Genomic DNA, 11333 nt, shown 5'->3' with positions numbered 1-11333 from the left:
TACATACAGTCGAAAAAGGAAAGGAGAGGAAGTCGATGGAATGGTTCAAACGAGCTGTCATTGCCGTAAAGAAAAATGATCCAGCAGCGCGTACCACAGCAGAGGTCATTTTGACCTATCCTGGGCTACATGCATTATTTTGGCATCGTTTCTCCCATTATTTATATCGCCATCGTCTCTATTTGATTGCCAAAATGAATGCCCAATTTTGGCGATTTATTACGGGAATAGAGATACATCCAGGAGCGACGATTGGAACGGGTGTATTTATCGATCACGGTATGGGAATCGTTATTGGAGAAACAGCAGAAATCGAAGATGATGTCGTCTTGTTTCATGGTGTCACTTTAGGGGGGACTGGAAAAGAAACGGGGAAAAGACATCCAACCGTCAAAAAAGGCGCAATGTTGTCAGCCAATGCCCAAATCTTAGGACCGATCACCATAGGAAAAGATGCGAAAATCGGTGCAGGCGCAGTCGTCTTAAAAGATATACCTGATGGGGCAACAGCAGTAGGGATACCAGCAAAAGTTGTCCGAATCAATGGAGAGAAAGTAGGGGATGAGAATGATAAAAATCTATAATACGCTATCAAGAGAAAAAGAGACTTTTGTTCCTTTAAAAGAAGGACAAGTTTCAATGTATGTTTGCGGACCAACTGTCTATAATTATATCCACATTGGAAATGCCCGAAGTACGATTGCATTTGACACGATTCGACGCTATTTGGAATACCGTGGATATCAAGTGAACTACGTATCGAATTTTACAGATGTGGATGATAAAATCATCAAGGCTGCCAATGAGCTTGGGATCACGGCGCCTGAAGTTGCTGATCGTTTTATCAAAGCTTTTGAAGAAGATACGAAAGCCTTGAATGTGCAGCCAGCAACGAGCCATCCAAGAGTAATGGATCACATGGAAGATATTCGTGTGTTCATCCAAATATTGATCGCCAAAGGTTTTGCTTATGAATCGAATGGCGATGTTTATTATCGTACGCGTAAATTTACTGATTATGGTCAATTGAGTGATCAATCAATAGACGAGTTAGAGATTGGTGCAAGTCAACGTACTGGCGCAGAACAGCAACAAAAAGAAGATCCTTTAGACTTTGCCTTGTGGAAAAAAGCAAAACCAGGCGAAATTTCATGGGAATCGCCATGGGGCGAAGGTCGTCCAGGGTGGCATATCGAATGTTCCGTGATGGCAACGAAACATTTAGGTGAGACAATCGATATCCATGGTGGTGGACAAGACTTGGAGTTCCCTCATCATGAGAACGAAATTGCCCAAAGTGAAGCGAAAACAGGTAAAAAATTTGCGAACTATTGGATGCACAATGGCTATGTGACGATTGGTGAAGACGATCAAAAAATGAGTAAGTCTTTAGGGAACTTTATCACTGTCCACGAAATGATCCAAGAGGTAGACCCACAAGTGTTACGCTTCTTTATGGCAACCACACAATATCGTCGACCGATTCGCTATAGTGAAGCAACGATGAAAGAAGCAGCGACAAACTTACAGCGATTGAAAAATACGTTTGATAATCTAAACTTCCGTTTTGAAAATGCGGTAGCAGCCCAGTCGGAAGATGAGAGACAGGTAACAGAACTGGAACAATTAGAGACACGATTCATCAAAGAAATGGACGATGATTTCAATGCGGCTAACGGCATCACAGTTGTCTATGAATTAGCAAAATGGATCAATACGTATTTGGAACAACCGACTGTCTCCAAAACGATCCTATCCAAAAGTGAGGCACTATTTACCCAATGGTTGTCGATCTTTGGTATCTTATTTACGACAGCAGAAATGTTGGATGAAGAAATCGAGCAACTGATCGAAGAACGAACACAAGCCAGAAAAAACCGAGATTTCGCTCGTAGTGATGAAATTCGGGACCAATTAAAAGAAAAAGGTATCTTGTTAGATGACACTCCACAAGGTACTCGTTGGAGAAGAGAAGCATGAGAGATCATACACAACTAAATGGTTTAGCACTTGCTTATGTTGGAGATGCTATCTACGAAATCTATATTCGAGATTACTTGATTGAAAAAGGTGAAACAAAGCCGAATAAACTGCACCGAGCAGCGACACACTATGTTTCGGCAAAGGCACAAGCTTTTTTGATCCAACAAATGTTGCAAGAAAACCTGTTAACAGAAAATGAAGAACTTTACTATCGCAGGGGTAGAAATGCCAAAAGCCATACGAGTGCAAAAAATGCGGATATTACCACTTATCGCGTTGCAACAGGGTTTGAAGCCTTGATGGGCTACTTACATCTAACAAAACAAACCGAACGTATGGAAGAATTGATCAATTGGTGTATTGAGAAAGTAGGTGAAACCCATGAGGAAAGAAAATAAAGAACGTAATTATCAAAAACGAAACAAAAAAGATTCTCAACGTTTTACAAAAGGCAATGAGAAACGTAGTGCCAAGAAGGAAACAGTTTATGTTGGTCAAGAGGACACAACGAGTGAAGACAATTTTGTATTTGGTCATCATGCGACAGTCGAAGCTTTGCAACAAGGTCGTGGAAATAAATTGTTCCTCCAAGAAGATTCACGGGGCGACAAGGTTGAAGAGTTGAAAAATATTGCTCGAGAACAATCGGTGCCGGTCAAGTGGGTGCCTAAGCAGAAATTAGACCTACTGAGTGATCGTGGTGTTCATCAAGGGGTGGTATTGGCCATCACGCCTTATGAATATCTGACGTTGGATCAACTATTGGAACAGGCGAAGAGCAAAACGGAAACACCCTTTTTCTTGATCTTGGACAGTATCGAAGATCCTCACAATTTTGGTTCGATTTTACGAACGGCAGATGCCAGTGGGGTGGATGGTGTCATCATTCCTAAACATCGCGCAGTCGGAATCACGCCAATCGTGACGAAAACATCGACAGGCGCCGTTGAATACGTGCCAGTGGCTCGTGTGACAAACTTAGTTCAAACTGTCCAGCAGCTAAAAGAGCAACAATTTTGGGTATTCGGAACGGATATGGAAGGAACGAATTTCCAATCATGGAATGCAAAAGGATCGATAGCGTTAGTGATCGGTAACGAAGGTCGTGGCATGAGTGCAGGCTTGAAGAAAGAAATGGATGAGTTGTTAACGATCCCTATGGTCGGTCATGTTCAAAGCTTGAACGCGAGTGTTGCGGCTGGGCTACTGATGTATCAGGCTTTTTCTCAGCGTCAGGGGGGATAAGGCATGAAGAAGCAGCTGTTGATCGTCGATGGCTATAATATGATCGGTTCTTGGCCGGAATTAGTGGCACTGAAAAAGCAAGATAAAATGGCGGATGCCAGAGAAGCCTTGTTGCATCGTTTATCGAATTATGCAAAATATGAAGGCCTAGAAGTAATCGTTGTCTTTGATGCACAATTAGTGCCGGGTATCCAACAAAATTATCGAAAATACCAATTAGAAGTTGTTTTCACAAAAGAGGATGAAACGGCAGATACGTATATCGAGCGGATCGCTGGAGAGTTGAATACTCGTTTGACGCAAGTGACTGTCGCAACGAGTGACTTAGCGGAACAATGGGTGATTTTTTCACAAGGTGCCTTACGAACTTCCGCGTACGAATTATATAAAACAATCAAAAAAACAGAAAAAAATATTACCCAAGATAATATAAATATGCGTTTTATTGATTTTCGACGAAATTCTCCGTGGAATGAAGAACAATTAGAAAAATTGTCCCAAAAATTGGACGATTTAATGAGAAAAGAAAAATAACAGCCAGATACGATTAGTTATTCAATGAATTGATGGTAAGATTCCTCCATAATCGAAAGTTATGGAGGAATTATTTTATGTCCGAGGAGTTATTGTGCGCCGCCCGTAATGGAGATGAAGAAGCATTTTCTATGCTGTATCAAAAATATTTCCCGTTATTATTACGGTTGAAAAATATTTATTATCTAAGGAATTATGTAAGTGAAGATTGGGAACAAGAAGCAAGGATTGCTCTATATCAAGCACTTAAAACGTACGAAAATAATAAAGGTGTCAGTTTTGGGAGTTATTACAAAAGTATTATCAGTAACCAAATCTACTCTTTATTGCGTAAGCAAAACGCGCTAAAACGTCGAGACCAAAAAAATGAAATTTCTATTGAACAAAAAATAGCGACAGAAGGACCAGATTTTTTAGCCGAGATCACCATCCAAGAACCTGTTGCGATGCAACAATTACTATTAAAAGAAGCTTTCGAGGACTGTGATATCAAATTCTCATCAAAAGAGGCAAAAATCTTTCAACATTACATGCAAGGCAATGATTTTAGCGAGATGGAGAGAGAATTATCAATGGATCTGAAGCAAATAAAAAGCGCTTACGGTCGAGTGAAATATAAGATAAAAAAACATCTGAAAGATTATAATGAGTGATTTTTTATAGCATTACTAATGTTTTTCTTACTTATTTCTATTGCATTTCTTTTTTTGATATGGTAAACTTGAAAAATTTTACTATATATGGTATGATAGTAATTGAGGTGAATTGTATGCCACTAACTTTAGCTACAATCAAAAAAGATTTAGAAGGTCGTATCGGCAGCCAAATCATGTTGGTTGCACAGACCGGAAGAAAGCGTCAAACGGAACGCCGAGGCGTTTTAACAGAAACCTATCCTTCAGTATTTGTCGTAGACTTAGATCCTGAAGAAAATTCATTTGAACGAGTATCTTACAGTTATTCAGATGTACTTACTCGAACAGTTGAGATCGAATTTTTAACTGAAGCAGTTTAAAAAGCAAGCGGACCTAGATTATATATGAGGTTCGTTTGCTTTTTTGTATCTAACTCGTTATGCTATTAGCAAGAAAGAACGGAGGTCCTGATGATGAAGCATTATGTAAAAAAATTTGCAGAACTAACAACAGCAGAATTTTATGCAATCGTGAAAGAGCGAATCGCCGTATTTGTTGTTGAACAAAATTGTCCTTACCAAGAAGTCGATGAGATCGATGAAATCGCATGGCATACTTATTTTAAAGATGAAGATGGTACGATTTTGGCATATACACGTATTTATGCAGAAGAAGACACAGTTCATTTTGGACGAGTCTTGGTCAATCAGGCGCATCGCAAGTCAGGGTTAGGACAAAAAATCGTGGCACAAACATTAGCGGCGATCGAAGCCAATGCACCTGGACGTCCGATCGTGATCGGGGCACAAGAATATCTACAATCATTTTATGAATCCTTTGGTTTTCAGGCAATCTCAGAAGTATATTTAGAAGATGGAATCCCCCACTTAGACATGAGAAAACAAGCATAAAAAAAACAGAAGGATTTCCTTCTGTTCAGACTGTAGACAAAAAGGAGTGGCTTAATTGCCAACTCCTTTTTATTAGTCTTTGTAGAAATTTGAAATAAAAAGCCATAGGCTTTTTTGCTTTCCATAGCCATGAGGCTAGTTTTTTTAAATTCATGGCAGCAAACGTAAGCATCGTGTGCGTGGCGACTTTTTCGAGACCTCGATATTTTGTCCAACGCATACCATGCTTTTCTTTTGCATCTGCAAATATTCGTTCAATAGTTTGTTTTCTCTTTTTATAAATTTCTCTATTCAACGCCGTATGGCGTTGGTGTTCAAGTTCATCCATAAGATCCGCCCAAACATGTCGAGTTACTATTTTTTGATGTTTTGTACTCAAAGTACAGTTTTTAAGTAATGGACAACTCCTACAGAATTTTGGATTTGATTTATAGGTTCGATAACCATCACGAGTGATAGTTGAAAATAACAACGGTTGATTATTGGGACATAAATAGCAGTCAAAATAGGCATCATAAACAAAGTCTTTTTTACGAAACATTCCTTTTACTCCATGAGGTACAGTATATGGAAGAATCGGGTAGAGTTTCAAGTGTGACAGAAAATGAACAAATTTAGGCGTCTTATATCCTGCATCAGCGACAACACGCTTTATATTTGGAAAAGCTCTTTTCGACTGTTTGACCAGATCGATTGCGACTTGGCTGTCATGTACATTTCCTGGTGTGATTAATGTAGATAAGATAAAACCATTATCTTCACAGGAAGTATGCGCGGAATAAGCAAATTGTTTTTCTCGTTCACCTTTAACATAGTAACCACTTTCTGGATCTGAATGACTTATTTTTTGAAGACTCAACTCACTTTCTGTGTCCCATGTAAAAGGACGTTTTCCTACAGCAATACGTTCTTTATTTATTTCATCTTCTAATTCATCTTGATAAGCTTTAGCTTGACCGTAGGTCATTTCTTTTGTGAACTTATGTTTATTGGCATTTGCCTTAATATGAGTAGAATCAATATAAAGGTTGTCTTCCGTAACGAAGCCAGCTTTTACAGCTTGTTCTAGAATATGAGAGAAAATGTCTTCAAATAAAGTTGTTTCTCTAAATCTTCGAACATAGTTTTTACCAAAAGTAGAGAAATGCGGGATAGGATCCTCGAATGAATAACCTAAAAACCAACGATAAGCAACATTTGTTTCAACGTCTTTAATGGTCTGTCTCATCGAACGGATACCAAATAAATATTGGATAAATACTAATTTAATTAAGACCACTGGATCAATACTGGGACGACCATGGGTCGAATACGTAGATTCTACAATGGGATAAATGAAATCAAACTGAATCGCAGCATCAATCTTTCGAACTAAGTGATCTTTAGGTACAAGATCATCAATTGTTAACATAGCAAATTGATTTCTACCTTCAATCGATTGTTTTCTCATCATTAGAATCACTCCCAGAATAGTTTATACAATGAGTATAAAACAAAAAAACTGCAAACAACACTCCAAATCTAGGAGTTTGTCTACAGTCTGAACAGAAGGATTTCCTTCTGTTTTTTTTATCTCACGCTTTAGGATCCGTGCTCTCAGAAGTTGCTTGGGCAGTGGGGCGTGCATTATTTTCAGCTGTTTGTTGTGCCAATAGATCGCGAATATCACTAAGATAATCTTCCGCAGTGGGTTTGTCTTCCACCACTTCTTCTTCTTTTGGACGTAAGTTTTTCGCATGATTGGCTGCTTTGACCACTAGGAATAGAACAAAACCAGTAATGACAAATGTAATAATTGCACTAATAACATTCCCAAAAGAAAAGGTGACCCCTTTCGCAGGTGACCAATCAAGAACAGACAATGCACCATCCAAATCAGAGGTACCTGTGATCATTGCAACGACCCAACCAATTAAGGGAGTAATCAGACCTTGAACGATTTGATTCACAATGCCCGTAAAAGCACTACCGATCACTACACCGACAGCTAGATCTAGCACATCGCCTCGCATGATAAATTCTTTAAATTCTTTGATCATTGTTTTTCTCCTTTCTTGTTAATCCTAGTATATCGAAGAATAAAAAAATGTAAAAACAACACGCTTAATAATATCCCCACACGTTCGTTCAATCACTTGTATGCTATACTAGAAAGTGACTTTTAAAAAAATTGGACAAAAAAAGAGAACTTTTATGTCGTTGAAACAACAACGATCATCGCTAAGAGATCCAAGGATCATGACAAAAAGGAGTAGTTATTTATGGCCTATCAATTGACAGAAGGTGTCAACCTTCATGTGCTACCAACCAAACAATTTAAAACGATCCGTATTTTTGTACGGTTCACCACAGCCTTAGAAAAAGACATCGTCACCAAACGTTCATTACTGAGTAGTTTATTAGAGACGAATAGCTTGAACTATCCGGATCAGACACAATTAAGTGCAAAATTAGCTGATTTGTATGGAGCTGGTTTCGGTTTTTCTGTTCGGAAAAAAGGCAATCTACATTGGATGAATGCGGGAATCAGTTTCGTCAATGGTGCGTATGTCAATGACAGCACGATTTTGACGAATGCCGTTTCCTTTTTAAAAGAGGTATTATTCTTCCCTAACATCAAAAATCAAACATTTGATCAAGCAACATTTGATTTAGAGAAAAATAACTTAAAGCAATATTTGGAAAGCTTAAATGAAGATAAGCAAACAATGGCTTCATTAGCATTACAAGAATTATATTTTGAACAGTCAGATGCACAAAAAATCCCAAGTATGGGGTCCGTTGAAGAACTCGAAAATATCACATCAAGTGCCTTAGCAGAATATTATGCACGTATGATCAAAGAAGACCAAGTGGATATTTTTGTAGTGGGTGATATCGAAGAAACAATGGCAATCGAAGCGTTAAAAGAGCTTCCTTTCACTGAGCGAAAAGTGGTACGACCAGAAATCTTTTATCAACAAACACAAAACAACGTGATCAAGGAACGACAAATCCAAGAACCAGTGGTGCAAGCCAAACTGAACCTAGCCTATCAAACCAATGTTTATTACGATCAGCCTGAACGTTTTTCATTGATGGTCTTTAATGGCTTATTCGGAGGCTTCCCTCACTCCAAACTTTTCATGAATGTACGTGAAAAAGAAAGCTTAGCTTATTATGCGTCTAGCAACGTTGATACTTTTCGTGGGTTATTGACTGTACAAACAGGCATTGAGACCAAAAATCGTAATCAAGTCTTGCACTTGATCCATCAACAACTGGCAAGTTTACAAAATGGCGAAGTCACTAAATTGGAGCTTGAACAAACCAAGGCAATGTTACGTAATCACTATTTGTTGTCTTTGGATTCGCCACAAGCTGCAATCGAATCCGCTTATTTAGCACACTGGCTTCCTGATACTGAACTATCGGACGAGGAATGGCTGGCTCGCATGGAACGTGTAACGATCGAAGATATTCAAGAAGTGGCAAACCAAATCGAATTACAAGCAATTTTCTTTTTAGCTGGAGGTGAAGAGAATGCATAAAGCAGAGTACAGTCAAATCAATGAAACACTGTATCACGAAGTCTTACCGAATGGTTTGACGGTTTACTTGTTACCAAAAAACGATTATCACAAAACATACGGTTTATTCAGTACGAACTATGGGTCGATCGACAATGAATTTATTCCCTATGATGCAACGGAAAAAGTGAAAGTTCCTGATGGGATCGCGCATTTCTTGGAACATAAGTTATTTGAAAAAGAAGAAGGCGATGTGTTCCAGTTGTTCGGTCAACAAGGAGCATCAGCGAATGCGTTTACGAGCTTTACAAAAACCAGCTATTTGTTTTCAACGACAGATCAGGTAGAAAAGAATCTTTTGACCTTACTTGATTTTGTTCAAGCACCTTATTTTACTGAAGAAACAGTCAACAAAGAAAAAGGGATCATTGGTCAAGAAATCCAGATGTATGAAGACGATCCGAATTGGCGGTTATTCTTTGGTATCTTAAACAATCTATACCCCAATCATCCATTACACATCGATATTGCAGGAACGGTGGAAAGTATTGCTGACATCACAGCAGAGGATCTATATACTTGCTATCGCACCTTTTATCAACCAAGCAATATGGTGTTATTTGTAGTTGGTAATTTGGAACCAGAACAGTTGATGGAGCAAATTCGCCACAATCAAGCTACCAAAGAATTTCCACCCGCTCAAAAAATCGAACGATTCTTTCCCGAAAATCAAGCAGATGTTCTGCCGATAAGTACCTTAGAAGCAGCGATCACACGAGAAAAATTTGTGTTAGGGATCAAAGGAATCGATGTGTTACCTGAAAATGGGAGAGAATTGCTCAGATATAAAACAGCGATTCGTTTGTTACTACAATTACTTTTAGGCCCAACTGCACAAAACTATTTAGCCCTTTACAACGAAGGAATTATTGATGATAGTTTTGGCTTTGAGTTTAGTTTAGATCGTGAATTTCATTTTGCTGACTTCAGTGGCGATTCGGACCAACCAAAACTAGCAGTAAAAAAAATAAAAGAGATTCTATTGAACTTTGAACATGACGAAGGAATCACAGAAGAAAACTTGAACTTATTGAAAAAGAAAATGTTAGGGCAGTATTTCCAATCATTGAACTCCATCGAATACATCGCCAATCAATTTACACAAAGTCTATTTGGTGACCAAACATTGTTTGATTTGCCAGAAATCATTGAATCAATCCAGATGACGGATCTTCTTCAAGTAGGACGCTCTTTTATCAATGCTGATGTGTTTAGTGAATTTTATATGCAGCCAAAAAAGTGAAACAGTAAAAAAACTCTGAATTTATTGGACATACTCGCTGTTTCGTCATGCTTTTTGTAAGAATAAAAGAAAGTTTTAAATTTCACTTTAAAACAGATGAAATGTTGTCCAAAGTAAGTTCGCTTTGTGGTATTCTTAAGTAGATTGAGTGCAAGATTGATCAATATAGAGGGAACACTATAAATTGAGCATGAATAAAGCAAAAATTCAATGAGAAGCAGTCAGAAAAAATGGTCGATCCTCAGTAGAGAAAGCACCTTCTGACTAGAATACACAGACTGGAGAAGATGAACGAGTGGCTTTTGAAACCATCGGGGAAAAATTACGGCAAGCCCGTTTAAACAAAAAAATATCATTAGATGAATTACAACAAATGACGAAGATCCAAAAACGTTACTTGGAATCGATCGATCAAAACGAATTTGATCAATTGCCAGGTAAATTTTATGTTCGTGCATTTATTCGTCAATATGCAGAAGCTGTTGGTGAAGATGGTGATTATTTAGTGGATGTTTTTGATGGGAAAAAATCTTTCGCAGATGAGACCATCAAAAAACGACCAGAACCAGAAACAGTGAGTGGTTCAAGAAAAGCCATGCACGAAGAAGAAAAGAATCTAACAAAATTCTGGACAAGTCTGCCAGTGATTTTATTAGGATTAGTCGCTGTAGCAATTATCACAGTAGTGGCATATATGTCATGGCAAGACCGTCAATCGGAGCCGATCATTGGTGGAACAGCTTCAACGGTATCTGTCGATGGTTCGATCACGGAAGAAGAACCGGAGTCAAGTGAATCAACGGTTGAATCGACCGTGGAATCGACAACAAAATCAACAGAAGAAGAGAAAAAAATGATCATCACACCGGGACAAGACACAGGAAGTGCGCTTTCAATCGAGGTAAAAGATGCGAAAAAACCGATCACATTGGAATTTACAGCAAGTGAACGTGTCTGGATTGGTGTCCAATTGAACAATACGTTTGACTATCACTATCAAGAAACCTTGGTTGCCAATGATACAAAAACAACAGAACTTCCAGAAAATACGACAAATGCAATGATCACACTTGGAGCAGCGAGTAATGCAACGGTCAAATTAAATGGTGAAGAACTGCCTATCAACGCAGGCCCAAATAATACGAGTCTGAAGAATATTTCGCTTTCCTTGCAGTATGCAGAATAACTAGTTTAAACATCAACCGTGTAAAAG

General features: G+C 38.5%; 13 protein-coding genes. 11 read left to right on the top strand and 2 right to left on the bottom strand.

The features are described from left to right. The first annotated feature begins 35 nt into the window (after positions 1-35). The 8 genes from epsC (at position 36) to IGJ49_RS13845 (ending at position 5308) form a co-directional block, all read left to right on the top strand. A complete protein-coding gene (gene epsC, locus IGJ49_RS13880; protein WP_010734062.1) occupies positions 36-584 on the top strand; it encodes a serine O-acetyltransferase EpsC in 549 nt (182 codons plus the stop codon). Further along, a complete protein-coding gene (gene cysS, locus IGJ49_RS13875; RefSeq protein WP_023520525.1) occupies positions 568-1980 on the top strand; it encodes a cysteine--tRNA ligase in 1413 nt (470 codons plus the stop codon). Before epsC ends, cysS begins: the two co-directional genes overlap by 17 nt. Further along, positions 1977-2381, top strand: coding sequence for a Mini-ribonuclease 3 (locus IGJ49_RS13870; protein ID WP_010734064.1), 405 nt, complete (start codon positions 1977-1979; stop codon positions 2379-2381). The genes cysS and IGJ49_RS13870 overlap by 4 nt, the downstream gene beginning before the upstream one ends. Beyond that, positions 2365-3228, top strand: coding sequence for a 23S rRNA (guanosine(2251)-2'-O)-methyltransferase RlmB (rlmB, locus tag IGJ49_RS13865; RefSeq protein WP_023520524.1), 864 nt, complete (start codon positions 2365-2367; stop codon positions 3226-3228). The genes IGJ49_RS13870 and rlmB overlap by 17 nt, the downstream gene beginning before the upstream one ends. A 3-nt stretch (positions 3229-3231) precedes the next feature. Next, positions 3232-3762, top strand: coding sequence for an NYN domain-containing protein (locus IGJ49_RS13860; RefSeq protein ID WP_010734066.1), 531 nt, complete (start codon positions 3232-3234; stop codon positions 3760-3762). A gap of 77 nt (positions 3763-3839) precedes the next feature. Further along, a complete protein-coding gene (locus IGJ49_RS13855) occupies positions 3840-4415 on the top strand; it encodes a sigma-70 family RNA polymerase sigma factor (RefSeq protein ID WP_019724411.1) in 576 nt (191 codons plus the stop codon). Between the two features lie 116 nt (positions 4416-4531). Then, on the top strand, positions 4532-4777 hold the full coding sequence (locus IGJ49_RS13850) for a Veg family protein (RefSeq protein WP_010734068.1): 246 nt from the start codon (positions 4532-4534) through the stop codon (positions 4775-4777). 93 nt (positions 4778-4870) lie between these two features. Further along, positions 4871-5308, top strand: a complete 438-nt coding sequence (locus tag IGJ49_RS13845) for a GNAT family N-acetyltransferase (protein WP_023520523.1) — start codon at positions 4871-4873, stop codon at positions 5306-5308. Between the two features lie 25 nt (positions 5309-5333). Here IGJ49_RS13845 and IGJ49_RS13840 read toward each other — a convergent pair whose 3' ends face one another. Together IGJ49_RS13840 and mscL are read right to left on the bottom strand one after the other, a co-directional pair. Beyond that, the gene (locus tag IGJ49_RS13840) at positions 5334-6761 is read right to left on the bottom strand and encodes an IS1182 family transposase (RefSeq protein ID WP_371740615.1); all 1428 of its coding nucleotides are present in this window, start codon (positions 6759-6761) and stop codon (positions 5334-5336) included. Positions 6762-6882: 121 nt separating this feature from the next. After that, a complete protein-coding gene (mscL, locus tag IGJ49_RS13835) occupies positions 6883-7347 on the bottom strand; it encodes a large conductance mechanosensitive channel protein MscL (protein WP_010734070.1) in 465 nt (154 codons plus the stop codon). 222 nt (positions 7348-7569) lie between these two features. On the opposite strand from mscL, the gene yfmF reads away from it, so the two are divergent. From yfmF to IGJ49_RS13820, 3 genes are all read left to right on the top strand, one after another. Continuing rightward, complete coding sequence (gene yfmF, locus IGJ49_RS13830; protein ID WP_023520521.1) at positions 7570-8838, top strand: EF-P 5-aminopentanol modification-associated protein YfmF; 1269 nt, start codon at positions 7570-7572, stop codon at positions 8836-8838. Then, positions 8831-10120 carry an EF-P 5-aminopentanol modification-associated protein YfmH gene (yfmH, locus tag IGJ49_RS13825; RefSeq protein ID WP_023520520.1) on the top strand — a complete coding sequence of 430 codons (1290 nt, stop codon included), beginning with the start codon at positions 8831-8833 and terminating at the stop codon, positions 10118-10120. Before yfmF ends, yfmH begins: the two co-directional genes overlap by 8 nt. Positions 10121-10415: 295 nt before the next feature. Next, complete coding sequence (locus IGJ49_RS13820) at positions 10416-11306, top strand: helix-turn-helix domain-containing protein (RefSeq protein ID WP_010734073.1); 891 nt, start codon at positions 10416-10418, stop codon at positions 11304-11306. Positions 11307-11333 lie beyond the last annotated feature (27 nt).

Origin of the sequence: Enterococcus sp. AZ171 (genome assembly GCF_051714005.1) — a bacterium.
Taxonomy (GTDB): domain Bacteria; phylum Bacillota; class Bacilli; order Lactobacillales; family Enterococcaceae; genus Enterococcus_B; species Enterococcus_B pernyi.
The sequence above is the reverse complement of the archived record's forward strand: the minus strand, read 5'-3'. Positions and strand labels throughout refer to the sequence as shown.